This is a genomic window from Pseudomonas sp. Irchel 3F3 (assembly GCF_900187545.1).
In the GTDB taxonomy this organism is placed as follows: Bacteria; Pseudomonadota; Gammaproteobacteria; order Pseudomonadales; family Pseudomonadaceae; genus Aquipseudomonas; species Aquipseudomonas fortuita.
The window spans coordinates 386,018-399,392 of the sequence record NZ_FYDS01000002.1 but is presented as its reverse complement, the minus strand read 5'-3'; the positions used below and the strand labels follow the sequence as shown (position 1 = coordinate 399,392).

General features: G+C 61.1%; 13 protein-coding genes. 3 read left to right on the top strand and 10 right to left on the bottom strand.

What is annotated here, in order from left to right; translation table 11 throughout:
- From CKW35_RS05245 to benR, 6 genes are all read right to left on the bottom strand, one after another.
- A complete protein-coding gene (locus tag CKW35_RS05245) occupies positions 1-762 on the bottom strand; it encodes a 1,6-dihydroxycyclohexa-2,4-diene-1-carboxylate dehydrogenase (RefSeq protein WP_016487226.1) in 762 nt (253 codons plus the stop codon).
- 65 nt (positions 763-827) lie between these two features.
- Positions 828-1,838 (bottom strand): benzoate 1,2-dioxygenase electron transfer component BenC, encoded by a 1,011-nt coding sequence (gene benC / locus CKW35_RS05240; protein ID WP_095115351.1) that lies wholly within the window; start codon positions 1,836-1,838, stop codon positions 828-830.
- A gap of 72 nt (positions 1,839-1,910) precedes the next feature.
- Complete coding sequence (gene benB / locus CKW35_RS05235) at positions 1,911-2,396, bottom strand: benzoate 1,2-dioxygenase small subunit (protein ID WP_016487228.1); 486 nt, start codon at positions 2,394-2,396, stop codon at positions 1,911-1,913.
- Complete coding sequence (gene benA / locus CKW35_RS05230) at positions 2,393-3,751, bottom strand: benzoate 1,2-dioxygenase large subunit (RefSeq protein ID WP_016487229.1); 1,359 nt, start codon at positions 3,749-3,751, stop codon at positions 2,393-2,395. The genes benB and benA overlap by 4 nt, the downstream gene beginning before the upstream one ends.
- A gap of 83 nt (positions 3,752-3,834) precedes the next feature.
- A complete protein-coding gene (locus CKW35_RS28825) occupies positions 3,835-4,581 on the bottom strand; it encodes an RHS repeat-associated core domain-containing protein (protein ID WP_095115350.1) in 747 nt (248 codons plus the stop codon).
- Between the two features lie 84 nt (positions 4,582-4,665).
- Positions 4,666-5,631, bottom strand: coding sequence for a benABC operon transcriptional activator BenR (gene benR / locus CKW35_RS05220; RefSeq protein WP_023048142.1), 966 nt, complete (start codon positions 5,629-5,631; stop codon positions 4,666-4,668).
- Between the two features lie 380 nt (positions 5,632-6,011).
- Here benR and CKW35_RS05215 point away from each other — a divergent pair, with 380 nt between their 5' ends.
- The gene (locus CKW35_RS05215) at positions 6,012-6,896 is read left to right on the top strand and encodes an alpha/beta hydrolase (protein ID WP_016487231.1); all 885 of its coding nucleotides are present in this window, start codon (positions 6,012-6,014) and stop codon (positions 6,894-6,896) included.
- Between the two features lie 99 nt (positions 6,897-6,995).
- Here CKW35_RS05215 and CKW35_RS05210 read toward each other — a convergent pair whose 3' ends face one another.
- Positions 6,996-7,727 (bottom strand): hypothetical protein, encoded by a 732-nt coding sequence (locus CKW35_RS05210; protein WP_024717498.1) that lies wholly within the window; start codon positions 7,725-7,727, stop codon positions 6,996-6,998.
- Between the two features lie 103 nt (positions 7,728-7,830).
- Positions 7,831-8,622, bottom strand: a complete 792-nt coding sequence (gene hisN, locus CKW35_RS05205; RefSeq protein WP_060517852.1) for a histidinol-phosphatase — start codon at positions 8,620-8,622, stop codon at positions 7,831-7,833.
- A 169-nt stretch (positions 8,623-8,791) separates the two neighbouring features.
- Between hisN and CKW35_RS05200 the strand changes: the two genes are divergently transcribed.
- Together CKW35_RS05200 and CKW35_RS05195 are read left to right on the top strand one after the other, a co-directional pair.
- Entirely contained in the window at positions 8,792-9,682 is an 891-nt protein-coding gene (locus tag CKW35_RS05200; protein ID WP_095115349.1) for a universal stress protein, read from the top strand.
- Between the two features lie 184 nt (positions 9,683-9,866).
- Complete coding sequence (locus CKW35_RS05195; protein ID WP_016487235.1) at positions 9,867-12,002, top strand: TonB-dependent siderophore receptor; 2,136 nt, start codon at positions 9,867-9,869, stop codon at positions 12,000-12,002.
- 30 nt (positions 12,003-12,032) lie between these two features.
- Here the strand turns inward: CKW35_RS05195 and CKW35_RS05190 are convergent, their stop codons facing one another.
- Positions 12,033-12,554 (bottom strand): acyloxyacyl hydrolase, encoded by a 522-nt coding sequence (locus CKW35_RS05190; RefSeq protein ID WP_016487236.1) that lies wholly within the window; start codon positions 12,552-12,554, stop codon positions 12,033-12,035.
- Positions 12,555-12,812: 258 nt separating this feature from the next.
- Positions 12,813-13,256, bottom strand: coding sequence for a hypothetical protein (locus CKW35_RS05185; protein WP_016487237.1), 444 nt, complete (start codon positions 13,254-13,256; stop codon positions 12,813-12,815).
- Positions 13,257-13,375: the final 119 nt, after the last annotated feature.

The following is a 13,375-nucleotide window of genomic DNA, read 5'->3' as shown; positions in this document are numbered from 1 at the left end:
TTAGCCGAGGTCGCCGCCCCCTACCGGCAGGGTCACGCCGGTGATGTACGAGGCTTCGTCCGACGCCAGAAACAGGATCGCGCCCACTTGCTCGTCGATGCTGCCGTAACGGTGCATCAGGCTGCTGTCGAGGGTCTGGTCGACGATCTGCTGGTACCAGTGTTTTTCCTGCTCGCTCTGCTCTGCACTGTTGCGCGGTACCCGCCGCGGCGGTGCTTCGGTGCCGCCGGGTGCGGTGGCGTTGACACGAATGCCACGGCCAGCAGTTTCAAAGGCCAGGCACGCGGTCAGTGCATTGACGCCGCCTTTGGCCGCGCCATAGGGCACACGGTTGACACCACGGGTAGCGATGGACGAAACGTTGACGATGGCGCCGCTGCCGCGTTCAAGCATGTAGGGCAGCGCGGCATGGCAGCACCACAAGGTGGGGAACAGCGAACGGCGCACTTCGGCCTCGATCTGCTCGACCTCGTAGTGCTCGAAAGGCTTGGCCCAGATGGTGCCGCCGACGTTGTTGACCAGGATGTCGATGCGGCCAAAGGTTTCCACCGCGCTGGCCATGACCCGGGCGCAGTCGGTGTGTTGTTCCAGGTCGGCAGTGAGGGTGAGCACGCCCTCGCCAGCCAGCTCGTGGACCAGTTCGGAACGGTCTACCGCCACCACTTGCGCGCCTTCGGCCTTGAGCCGCCAGCACACGCCCCGGCCGATGCCTTGGGCGGCACCGGTGACCAGGGCGACCTTGCCTTGGAATCTGTTGTTCATATGTTTTTCCTGCATGACCCGGTTAATGGCAATTGGGAGGGCCGCAGCGCGGCCCCGGCGATCTGTCAGGCCGCCGCCGCGAACTTCTCGTAGTAGAAGTTGGCCGGGGTAATGCCCTGCTCGCGCACGTACTGGCTGACCGCCTCGACCATCGGCGGCGGCCCGCACAGGTACACATCCACGTCGCCGTCGTTGAGGTGGCGGGGCTCGATGTGCTGGGTCACGTAGCCCTTTTGCGGGTACTGGCTGTCCGGATTGGCCACGCAGGCGCTGTAGGTGAAGTTGGGGATGCGTGCCGCCAGCGCTTGCAGGCGGTCGAGTTCGACCAGGTCAAAGTCGTTGGTTACGCCATAGATCAGGTGCAGCAGGTGTTCACTGCCCTGCTCGGCGATCTTCTCCAGCATGGCGGTGAACGGTGCCAGGCCGGTACCGCCGGCCAACAGCAACAGCGGGCGCAGGATCGGGCGCAGGTAGAAGCTGCCCAGCGGCCCGGTCAGGCTCATGCTGTCGCCGGTTTTGGCCAGGCTGGTCAGGAAGCTGCTCATCAACCCGCCCGGTACATTGCGGATCAGGAAGCTGACTTCGCCGCCCTTTTGCAATGAACTGAACGAATAGGCGCGGCTCTGCTCGCTGCCCGGCACCTTGAGGTTGACGTACTGCCCCGGCAGGAAGGCCAGGCGGCTTAGCGCGTCACCCTTGATCGACAGGGCAATCGTGCTGGCCGACAGCTGGCGCACGTCGCTGATGGCAGCCTCGAAGCTGGCCTGCTCGGTCTTGCACAGCTGCGACGAGGCCGGGATGCGGATAACGCAGTCACTTTCGGCGCGCATCTGGCACGTCAGTACGTAGCCTTCGGCAATTTCGTCTTCGCTCAGGGCATCTTCGATGAAGTTGTCGCCCAGGTCGTAGCGGCCGGATTCGGCCTTGCACTTGCAGGTACCGCAGGCGCCGTCGCGGCAATCCAGCGGGATGTTGATGCCCTGGCGGTAGGCAGCGTCAGCCACGGTTTCATGGCCAGTAGCCTCGATAAAACGGGTTACGCCGTCTTCGAAATTCAATGCGATCTGGTAGCTCATGTTGCACCTCGCAGGCGAGCCAGCCCACGGCGCGTCGCATGACGCACCGGGCAGTGCTCGCAAAACCCTGTATCAGATGTGGTAGATGTCGAGGACCTGGCGCACGTAATCGTTCTTCAGCACCACCTTCTTGGCCTTGATCAACGGCTGTTCGCCGCGCAGGTCGAGGGTGTAGAAACTGGTGCCGAAGTAGCTGTCCGTGGTCTTGTAGCGGAAGCTCAGGGTGTGCCAGTTGAAACGCACCTGGCAGCTGCCCTCGCCCTGCTCGACGATCTCGATGTTGCTGATGTTGTGCGAAGTGCGGGTGTCGGGCACGGTCGCACTGGAGCGCTCGGTCTTGATGCGGAACACACGGTCTTCCAGGCCGCCACGGTTGCCGTACCAGATCAGCGAGATTTCGCTTTGTGGGTCTTCGGTGAGGGTGTCGTCATCGTCCCAACTCGGCATCCAGAAGCTGGCGTCGCTGGCGTACAGCTCCAGCCACTGGTCCCACTGGGCGTCGTCCAGGTAGCGCGCTTCGCGGTAGAGGAAGTCGCGCACAGTCTCATAAAGGCTCATTGCACGGCCTCCACGGGGATCAGCTGCTGGTCGTCCTTCAGGGCCTGGATCATGGTGTCCTGCCAGTACTTGTGCTGCAGCACGAACAGGCCTTCGTCTTCGGTGCGCACGCCGGACAACAGCGGCTTGAGGTCGATTTCCCTGGCCGCTTCATCGGCGCCGTCCACCCAGTGGGCTGCACCACGGGACATGTCGTTCCAGCCGGTACCACCGCCGTAGCCGGTCTGGCAGGAGCGGAACTCTTCCAGGTCGTCGGGGGTGGCCATGCCGCTGACGTTGAAGAAGTCTTCGTACTGGCGGATGCGCTTGGCGCGGGCATCGGCGCTCTCGCCTTTGGGCGCGATGCAGTAGATGGTGATTTCGGTCTTGTTCACCGAAATCGGCCGGGCAACGCGGATCTGCGAGCTGAACTGGTCCATCAGGTACACGTTCGGGTACAGGCACAGGTTGCGCGAGTTCTCGATCATCCAGTCGGCACGCGCCTGGCCGAAGTCAGCGGCCAGTTGGTCACGGCGCTCATAGGCTGGGCGGTCTTCCGGGTTGGCCCAGCGGGTCCACAGCAGCAGGTGGCCGTGGTCGAAGGAGTAGAAGCCGCCGCCCTGCTTGGCCCAGGCACCGGCGCTCATGGTCTTGATCTCGTCGCCCGCCTCGCGCTGCTTGCGCTGGTTCTGGGTAGCGGCGTAGTTCCAGTGCACGGAGCTGACGTGGTAGCCGTCGGCGCCGTTCTCGGCAGTGAGTTTCCAGTTGCCTTCGTAGATGTACGAGCTGGCACCGCGCAGCACTTCCAGGCCTTCCGGCGACTGGTCAACGATCATGTCGATGATCTTGGCCGATTCGCCCAGGTGCTCCACCAGCGGTTTCACATCGGCATTCAGGCTGCCGAACAAAAAGCCCCGGTATGACTCGAAGCGCGCCACCTTGGTCAGGTCGTGGGAGCCGTCGCAGTTGAAGCTGTCGGGGTAGCCGGCGTTGCTCGGGTCTTTCACCTTCAGCAGTTTGCCGCTGTTGTTGAACGTCCAGCCGTGGAACGGGCAGGTGTAGCTGGAGCGGTTACCGCGCTTGTGCCGGCACAGCATGGCGCCGCGGTGGCTGCAGGCGTTGAGGAAGGCATTGAGCTCACCGTCCTTGTTGCGCGCGATGAAAATCGGCTGGCGCCCCATGGTCAGGGTGAGGAAGTCGTTCTTCTCGGGGATCTGGCTTTCGTGGGCCAGATAAATCCAGTTGCCCTCGAAGATGTGTTTCATTTCCAGGTCGAACAGGCGTGGGTCAGTGAACATCTCGCGCTTGCAGCGGTAGATGCCCTTTTCACGGTCGTCCTCGAGCATGGCATTGAGGTAGTCGAATCCCAGGGACATGGCCAGGGTCTCCATTGTTATTGTTAAGACCTGGTCAGGTTAGGGAGACGACTGGCGGGGGACTATCCGGATTGTGCAGAGTGCTATCCAGCTTTGTCGGGATCTCTTACTTTTTGAGCCCACCCTTTGGGGCTATGGAGCCAACTGTCTAATCGAGGGACGTCCTTAGCGCCTTTCATACTACGAAGGAGCGGTTCAAGAACCATAAGTGCTTCCAGCCTCTGGCGCTGCTGCGCTTCAAGCCATCTGCGCACGAAGCTCCAGGCTCTTGGCAGTTCATCAATCCGCATCGCGTTTTTCCCGATACGATCAGACAGCGTTACGGCGCTGCCCTCCACCAGCAATTTCTGCCCATCAGACCATAGCGCTGAGTTCATGATGGGTTCTATTTGATTGCCATAACCATAACCCAAGGCATCAACCGCGTCTATAACGCGCTGGTTTACTACATCTGGGGCAGACGGGAGTCCTTTGAAATCAGGATTGATGCTATACCCACTTTTGATACTCGCCGCCTTAGGGCGGATGCTTGAGAGTTTTACTCTTGGAAGTTTCAAATGACCGCTGGGGTCAGTATTGTTCACGGGATCCCCACTGCAGTAGGCGTAACAATTTAATCCTCCAGCACCCATAGGGCTCATGCTGTCAGGGCTATGGAATCTCATCAAAACCGGATTGAACGCACGGTATCCATTCCCCAGCAAGTAGTGCCCTGTGGCCGACTCTTTTCTCTGACCGCTGTAGCGCAGCAGGGATGCGCTTTGCTCGCCCCCATCACGCCCATAAACGGTGTACTGGAGTGCACAAGATGAAATCTGCGATGTCGACATGGTTCCCACCCTTTACCCGAAATAAGGCAAATGGTGGGCTGTGCATGAAATGCCAACAACTGGCAGAACTATCAGGTGGCCTTGCTAGCGCGCCTCACCCCGGCACTTGAACGTCTGCGAAGGCAGCTCGCCAAATTGCTGCCGATACACTTCGGAAAACCGGCCTAGGTGAAGGAAGCCGTAATCCAGGGCAAGCTCGGTCACACTGCGCACACCGCAAGTCGGGTCGCTCAGGCACGCATGCACCCGTTCCAGTTTGCGCTGGCGCACGTAATGCTTGGGTGTGGTGCCCAGGTGCTGGTCGAACAACGCATACAGCGAACGCACACTCATGCAGGCCTGCTCTGCCAGCACTTCAGCCGACAGCTCCAGTTTCAGGTTGCGCTCGATGTAATCAAGAATGCGCTCAAGGCCCGCCTGCGGTGCGCTCAGGCATTCGCGGCGGATATTGGTGCTCATCAGGGTCAACAACTTGCTGGCGACAATCTGGCTGTAGTGCCCCTGCACCCTGGGCAGCGAATCGCTCACTTCTGCTTCATGGCAAACCATGGCCAGCAGGTTGACGAAGCCGTCCAGTTCATCCAGCCGATAATGGTTGCGCAAGAACCGCACGCCGCCATCGGGCCGCTGCCAACGCTGTTCGTCGCAGATTGAATCCAGCAGCCGGGTTGGCACTTTAAGGATGAACTTCTCGCAGTCTTCCGAGTAGGTCAGGTCAACCGGGTCATCCGGGTTGATCAGCAGCAGCTCGCCCGGCACCAGATGCTGCTCGCGCTTGTGCCCACGCCACAGGCAGTTGCCGTTGAGCAACACTTGCAGGTGATAAATGGTTTCCAGCGCTGGCGAAGTCACGCGAACGCTGCCCCCGTAGCTGATGCGGCACAGGTCGAGTTCGGCGAACTTGCGATGGCTGAGGCTGGCCTGGGGATGGGTGGTACGGGACAGACCGATGCAATGCTGGCCTACATGCTGGTTCACATAATCGGACACAGCATAAGGGTCGGCGTGGTGAAACACGCTACTGCGCTCGCTCAGCAGGCGGCTTTCCATAGGCAAGGCACTCGGTATCGTTATTCTTCTGGTCGCCGCTTCCTACGGCCTTGTGGGCGGTGGTTGCGGTCGTCACGGTCATTCTATCGGGCCGATTGCGGGTTGCGGGGGCAGGCGACAACCGGTGGATGGGCACACTACAGCAAAAAGGCGGGGGTTGGGCAATGCGGCGATGGGATTGGATGGGCGGATAGCGGACAAGCCAGATGCAGCTGGCGTTCGTTTACCGAACAGAGTGTTCCTGTCACGGCCGCTTCGGGAGTAAACCCGCGCGAGGCCGGTCATATTTCATTTCATCCAGAAACAGCTTGCAACCAAACCACCCTGCCATTCGGTCACTTTTTCAACATCCGGCGCAGTGCTTCTGCTAGAAATCGCACATGCCTACCCTCTTCCTTACCCACCTGCGCCGCCGCTGGCTCACCTGGCTGTGCGCCACCTTGCTGGTCATAGGCCTACCCTCTGGCTGCGCCATGCTGCAGCACAAGGAGCGTGAACTGGTGTTTCGCATAGAGCCTGGCCAGGCCAGCTGGTTTCGCGGTTTACCCAGCGACGTGCAGGAACTCGACCTACGCCCGCGCAGCTTCAGGGATAACCAGAGCCTGCATGCCTGGTGGTGGCCGGCCAAACGCGCCAATGCCCCGGCGGTTCTGTACCTGCACGGCGTGCGCTGGAACCTGACCGGCCAATTGTTCCGCATCGAGCAACTGCATGCCATGGGCTACTCGGTGCTGGCCGTGGATTATCGTGGCTTTGGCCAAAGCCGGGGCGATCTGCCATCCGAGGCCACGGTGTACGAAGATGCCCGGGTTGCCTGGGAGCGCTTTGTCCAGTTACAGCCCGATGCTGGCAAGCGCCTGATCTTCGGTCACTCGCTGGGCGGTGCGGTAGCGGTGGAACTGGCCAGTGAATTGGCACGTGAGGCGCAAAAAGACGGTGTCGGGGCGCCGGCACGCGGATTGATCCTTGAGTCGACCTTCACCTCCTTGGGCGATGTCGCGGCAGCGGTGGCCGATACCTCCCTGCCGGTACGCTGGTTGATGTCGCAGAAGTTCGACTCGCTGGACAAGATCGGCAACATCGGCCTGCCAGTGCTGCTGGTGCATGGCACGGATGACCGTTTTGTACCCCCGCGCTTCAGCCAGCAGCTGTTCGACGCAGCCCGGCAGCCCAAAACATTGCTGCTGGTGCCGGGCGCCACCCATAACAACAGCATGAGCCTGGCCGGGCAGCGTTACAGGCAGGCGATACAGGCGCTGCTCTGAACCGTCCAATGGCCTTTGGTAGCCGAAATCCTGGGGCCGTTGCGCGCCCCTTTCGCGACACAAGGCCGCTCCTGCAAGGGCCTGCGCAACGGCTGCGATTCACTGCACCGGCAAAAAGTTCATCAGCAGCAGGCTTTGGGCGTAATTCAAACCAATCCGGCGATAGCGCTCATCCAGCAACTCGGCTAACAGGTCCAGCCGCGCAACGATCTTGCCGAACTCCACGGCAAAACTCAGGTTACTGCCCTCTTCCGAAATCTCGTTGGAAAACAGCAGCAACACACCATTGGCGTCCTGCCGTTGGCTAAGCATCCAGGTGGCCTTTTCGATGTTGCGCGCCGCGTTGTTGATGAACAGCGGATCGAGTGTATCGGTCATGTAGAACTCGGTGCGCCCGCCGTGCGCGGTGATCAACATGCTGCCGATGGCGTAGATGAAAGCACCCACCCGATCTCCGCGAAACTCCGGGCTCAGGGCGTAGCTCAACGCAGCCAGGTCACGGCGGTTGCCCAGTTGCGGCAGTGGCTGGCGTTGTTCGATGGCCATACGGATCTGCCGCTCAGCGGTGGCGGCATCCACGTAGCCCGACATCTTCCACTGGTTGGGGTTGCGCAGGTACAGCTTGTTCATCAGCAGGTACAGGCTTTGCAGGTTGTCGCGCATCGACAGCGAGGCCAGGCGGTCGACGCTGGTCTGGAACAGTTCACTGGGCTTGCCGTTGCCGAACTGGCTGACAATATCGCGGCCTTGCTCCTGGGTGCAGGCGCACAGGCATGTGAGGGCGCCTGCCAGCAGCAGGCGTGGGAGGAAATTCGGGTAGCTTGCAACCATCGGCACCGGGTCGATATTCGGCGGCCGCACCGGGGGTCAGTGCAGCCTGGCCAAGCATAGAACCCGGAAATCGTAAAAAGTGCAGTGATCGGGGATAGGTGGCTCACATGGCGTGGCGCAACATCTCTACCATCTGCGCATGCAGCGCCGGGTCACCACAGGCCACTACGCACCCGCCATTCTGTGCGCTGCTGCCATCCCAGGCCGTGATCACCCCGCCCGCCCCTTCGATGATCGGCATCAGCGCCTGTACGTCATACGGCTGCAGGCTCGCCTCGACAATCACATCTACAAACCCCGATGCCAGCATGCAGTAGGCATAGCAATCGCCGCCGTAGCGCATCAAGCGCGCCTTGCCAGCAGCGGCCTCGAACGCAGCTTTACGCTCGGCGGTATCGAACATGTCCGGTGTGGTGCACATCAGCGTGGCTGAAGCCAGGTCGGCACAGGCACGGGTTTTCAGTGGCGTACCGCTGCACCACGCACCCTCCGGGGTGCCGACAAAACGTTCGCCAGTGAATGGCTGATTCATCACGCCTACCACCGGGCGCGTGCCATCGTTCAGGGCAATCAACGTGCCCCACAACGGCAGGCCGGTGATGAAGGCACGGGTACCGTCGATCGGGTCGAGCACCCAGGTCAACGGGCTGCTGCCAATGGCCACGCCTGCCTCTTCACCCAGAATACCGTGGTCAGGATAGCGTGCCTGAATCCGCTCGCGCATGGCGTCCTCGGCCGCCTTGTCAGCCACCGTGACAGGGTCGTAAAGGCGCCCGCCCTTGTCCTCGACATCCAGGCTGGCGCGGAAGTACGGCTTGATCGCCACTGCGGCAGCATCGGCCAACTGCTCGGCGAAGGCGCGATATTCGCCGATCTGTTCAGCACTCAGGGACATGGGACAGGCCTCGTGACAATGATGGGGCGCGCATCATACCCGACACGCGGCGCCAGCCACACCCGGCCATGCGCCTGGTGAAAAACGGGCATGGTTCTATCAGGTGCACACGGGTCTAGACTCAACAGAACCAGCTAACCGGGGGGGCTGCCACACGTGGAGGTGTGAGATGAGCCAATTCAAGCGCTTGTTTGTCATGCTCGGCCCGCAGATGCGCCATACGCCAGCGCTGCAACGCGCAGCGGCGCTGGCGGAGTCCAGCGGTGCACTGCTGGATATCAACGTATTCGTCGACGATGTCGACACCTTTGGCTTGATGGGCGATGGCCGCGAGCGTGAGCGGCTGCTCAGTGACAACCGCCAGTGGCTGGCAGATGAGGCCGATCAGTTGGGCAATGCGGGCCTGGACGTTTCAACCGAACTGTTGTTGACCCGCGACCCCCTGGGCAGTGTGCTGGAGCGGGTCGAACGGCAAGGCTGTGACCTGCTGGTCAAGGATGTGCAGCACGAACCGGTGCTCAAACGCCTGCTGGTCACGCCACTGGATTGGCAGTTGCTCAAGGACAGCCCGGTTGCCGTGCACCTGGTCAGCGACATCCGCCTGCCCCTGCCCCGGCAAATTGCCGCGGCCGTGGACCTCAACAGCCACGGTGCTGGCGAGCACCTGGATGAGCAGGTGATTCACTGCGCACGCGCCTTGGCCCTGCAGTGCAACGCCGAGCTGCACCTGCTGCATGTGTGCGATGCAGCCAAAACCCATATCGCCGACTTCGGTGCCGGCACCGTGACCATGCCCGGCTTCGATGGCAGCGTGCGGACTGCGCAGCGGGCTGCGTTCAACCGCCTGGGCGACCATCACCAGATCCCGCTGGAACGGCGGCACTTCCTGGAAGGCGCAGCGATCAGGGCCATTGCCCAGTTTGTCAGCCACAGCCGGGCGGATGTGATCGTGATGGGCAGCCACCGGCATGACGCCATGCAGACCTACCTGGGCGGAACCACGGCCCATGTGCTGGAACACCCGCTGTGCAACGTGTTGGCGATCAAGGCCGTTCGCTGAGTGCTGATATGCCCTGACCGGTCTCTTCGCGCTTTGACCCGCGAAGAGACCGGCACAGATTTCACGTGTTGGTATCTGGCACACCAGTGCCACTTAAAAAGAATGCATTTGATAATGATTCGTAGTAGTTTCTCGGCGCTTGCCCACCCTCCCTTCAGCGCCCTATTCCAGGATCGTATCGTCGATGCGTCGCACATTCGTTTCGCTTTGTGTGCTCCATGCTGTCTCCCCACTGGCGTTTGCCGAGCCTGAAACGCTCGGCGCCCCCGCCCAGATCGAACTCCAGGCCCTCAGCATCACCGGCACCGCCGACAGCGAACGCGCCGATGGTCCGGTCCAAGGCTACAAAGCCAGCCGCTCAGCCAGTGCCACCCGCACCGACACGGCGCTGCACGAAACGCCGCAATCGGTCAGCGTGGTGCCCAAGGATGTGCTGCAAGACACCGGCGCCACGCGCCTGCAGGACGGCCTGGACTACGCCGGCGGTGTCGGCCGCGCCAACAACTTCGGCGGCCAGGGCCTGACTACCTTTACCGTGCGTGGCTTCACTACCGGCGAGTTCTATCGCAATGGCTTCCCGATCAACCGCGGCTACCCCAACGCCCCGGACGCCAATACCGTCGAGCGGCTGGAAGTGATCCGTGGCCCGGCCACCAGCCTGTATGGCCGCGGCGACCCCGGCGGCACGTTCAACGTGGTCAGCAAACAGCCACTGCCGGAATCCAGGGTCACTCTGGGCAGTCAGTTCGATGACCAGGGCATGCACCGGGCAACCCTGGATGCGACCGGGCCTTTGAACCAGGACGGCTCGCTGGCTTACCGCCTGAACATGCTGGGTGAAGGAGGCGACAGCTTCCGCGATGATGTAGAAAGCGAACGGTATGATGTCGCACCGGTCATCAGCTGGCAGGTCAATGACGCCACGAAGCTCATCTTCGAAGGCGACTTCATGCGTAACAACCACCCGCTGGACCGCGGCCTGACACGGCTGCCCGGCCAGCTCGGCACAGCCTCGCGCGACACCAACATCTGGGAAAAAGGCAGCGACAACCTGCTGCACAACGACAACAACATGGCCCAGCTACGCTTCGAGCACCTGCTCAACGACAACTGGACCCTGGGCGGCGGCATGCAGTGGCTGGACGGCTCGCTCAAAGGCAATGCCGTGGAGGCTAATGGCTTGCAGCCCGACGGCCGCACCCTTGGGCGCAACTTCAACTACCGTAAGCTGGAGTGGACCGACCGCGATTACCAGCTCAACCTTACCGGCCACTTCGACACCGGCGGCTTCGCCCACACGCTGCTGACCGGTATCGAGTACGAAGACTACGACTACAACTCGATTATCCAGCGCTCCGCTGCAGGCGCCACCGCCTACCCGATCGATATCTTCGACCCGGTGCTGGGCCAGGCACGTCCGGCCCTGACCCGTACCACCACCCACGACAAGGAAAACCTCAAGACCTGGGCACTCTTCGTTCAGGACCAGGTAGCCCTTACAGAGCGGCTCAAGGCCTTGGCAGGTGTGCGTTTCGAGCGCTTTGAGCACGACTACGTCAACAAACTCAGCGCAGCGGGTGACTTCAACAAGGGCGAGAACGGCGTCACTCCACGTTTCGGCCTGCTCTATGAGCTGACCGACACCGTGGCGGTCTATGCCAACACCGCACGTTCGTTCAAACCCAACAGCGGTGCGCCTGCAGGTGCGACGGGGCGCGGTTTCGACCCCGAGAAAGGCAAATCCTACGAACTGGGCGTGAAATGGGAAGCGCTCGATCGCCAGCTGAGCGTCGACGCGGCGATTTACCACATCGTCAAGGAAAACGTGCTGACGCGCGACCCGGCAGACCCCAACTACAGCGTGGCCGCCGGCCAGGTGCGCAGCCGCGGCCTGGACATCAACATCGCGGGCAACATCACGCCGCAGTGGCGGGTGATCGGCGGCTACGCCTATGTCGACGCCGAAGTTACCAAGGACAACCGCTTGCCCACCGGCACCCGCCTGGCAAACATTCCACGTAACAGCTTCAGCCTGCTCAACACCTATGAATTCCAGGACGGCTTGGCCAAAGGTCTGGGCCTGGGGATCGGCGTGAAGTACGTGGATGACCGTAATGGTCAGACCGAGGCGGTCACCTACAATATGGGCCAGTACACCGTGGTTGACCTGCTGGGCTTCTACCAGCTCAATGAGCACGTACGCCTGAACCTGGACGTGAAAAACGTGTTCAACAAGGAATATGACGAAGGTGCATTCAACACCTACGCCTACCCGGGAGCACCTCGGACGGTGCAGGCTGGGGTCTCCTACACATTCTGAATGGCTGGGGCTGCGTTGCAGCCCCCTGCTTCAGAAACCTTTGCTGTAGAACAGCGAGTAGGACTCAATCCCGTCGTTAGGCTGCTTGATCCCCGCATTGGAATAATGCATCGCGCGGATCCCGACCTTCTGCTCCCCAGGCAGCTTCAGGCCGAAACCGATGCGGTCTTCGAAGTTGAACGCCGACCCCATGCGCTGGTCACCCACATCGGTCTTGGAAAATGCCGCCAGGCCAATACCGGCCTCGATGTACGGCGTGTAGGTAAAACCGCTGAATTCATAGGTGAACACCGGGCTGAAGGACAGCGAGTGCGCACCGCTGGCGTCACCACCCTCCCAGTAGGTGTAGGCGGCATCCCAGTAACCACTCACATAGCCGGTACTGCTTTCCAGCCATTTCTTGTCCCAGTCGAATGACAGGCCGATACGGTAGGTCATGTCACCTTGGCTAGTGGCGCCCACGGCACCGGACACCTGTGCGGCCTGGGCCAGGTTGGCCCCTGCAAAGGCCAGCACTGCAGCAGCCAGCGAAGCTGCAAGACGGGTTTTCATCAACGACTCTCCTGATGGTCTACACGGCAAGCGGGGGCTTTTGCCCCTCGATCTTTATGAGGTGACCGGCACATCCAGACGGTCACACGAAGTAATAGTTTTGTGATTATTGTCCAAATAATCAGAAAGTTGAAAGTGAATTGCCACTAATGGCGTAATGACTTCGTCAAGATGTGCCTTGCCGAGCAGCGTGTTTCTTCATGTATTCAGGCTCTGCGCTATGGCGGGAGCACATCTGTACTCCCGCCCCTTCTCCCATCAGCGCCAGTTCAGGTTCACGGTGGTGGGGGCCTTGCCGTTCACCGTCACCCATTGCTGCGTCGTCGCACCCTGGGCGGTGCCAGTGACCTTGTATTTGCCGGCTGGCAACTGCACATACAGCAACGGCCCGGCATCCATGACGCTGAGTACGGGCTGGCCCTGTGCATTCTGGATGTCGACTGTGGCACCGCTCTGGAACTTGCCTTGCGGCCCAGTCGAAAGCTCTACATGCAGGTCATAACCGGTGGTCTTGCGCAGCGCATTGGCTTCGTCCTGGCCAATTCCGCCTTGCACGTAGCGCACGCCGTTCTGTTCCTGCGGTTGCAACTGCACGGCCTGCATGTCGATGGGTGCATTGAGGTCGGCGGCGGCAGCCAAGGTCCATGGCATGGCCAGGGTAATCAGCAACGCTGCGCCGAGCGCATAGTGGTGGTTTCGCATGGTACGACCCTCCTTCAGAGGATGGCTTACCTAGTATCTGATCCTCGTGGGGTACGGGTGTTCTGGCTGATGCGTAGCCGTCACAGCAACAGGTGGCAATCAATCATCAATTCTTGTTA

Excerpts from the sequence above, each read along its gene's own strand:
- CKW35_RS05245 (WP_016487226.1), bottom strand. The coding sequence starts at position 762 with ATGAACAACAGATTCCAAGGCAAGGTCGCCCTGGTCACCGGTGCCGCC.
- benC (WP_095115351.1), bottom strand. The coding sequence starts at position 1,838 with ATGAGCTACCAGATCGCATTGAATTTCGAAGACGGCGTAACCCGTTTT.
- benB (WP_016487228.1), bottom strand. The coding sequence starts at position 2,396 with ATGAGCCTTTATGAGACTGTGCGCGACTTCCTCTACCGCGAAGCGCGC.
- benA (WP_016487229.1), bottom strand. The coding sequence starts at position 3,751 with ATGTCCCTGGGATTCGACTACCTCAATGCCATGCTCGAGGACGACCGT.
- CKW35_RS28825 (WP_095115350.1), bottom strand. The coding sequence starts at position 4,581 with ATGTCGACATCGCAGATTTCATCTTGTGCACTCCAGTACACCGTTTAT.
- benR (WP_023048142.1), bottom strand. The coding sequence starts at position 5,631 with ATGGAAAGCCGCCTGCTGAGCGAGCGCAGTAGCGTGTTTCACCACGCC.
- CKW35_RS05215 (WP_016487231.1), top strand. The coding sequence starts at position 6,012 with ATGCCTACCCTCTTCCTTACCCACCTGCGCCGCCGCTGGCTCACCTGG.
- CKW35_RS05210 (WP_024717498.1), bottom strand. The coding sequence starts at position 7,727 with ATGGTTGCAAGCTACCCGAATTTCCTCCCACGCCTGCTGCTGGCAGGC.
- hisN (WP_060517852.1), bottom strand. The coding sequence starts at position 8,622 with ATGTCCCTGAGTGCTGAACAGATCGGCGAATATCGCGCCTTCGCCGAG.
- CKW35_RS05200 (WP_095115349.1), top strand. The coding sequence starts at position 8,792 with ATGAGCCAATTCAAGCGCTTGTTTGTCATGCTCGGCCCGCAGATGCGC.
- CKW35_RS05195 (WP_016487235.1), top strand. The coding sequence starts at position 9,867 with ATGCGTCGCACATTCGTTTCGCTTTGTGTGCTCCATGCTGTCTCCCCA.
- CKW35_RS05190 (WP_016487236.1), bottom strand. The coding sequence starts at position 12,554 with ATGAAAACCCGTCTTGCAGCTTCGCTGGCTGCTGCAGTGCTGGCCTTT.
- CKW35_RS05185 (WP_016487237.1), bottom strand. The coding sequence starts at position 13,256 with ATGCGAAACCACCACTATGCGCTCGGCGCAGCGTTGCTGATTACCCTG.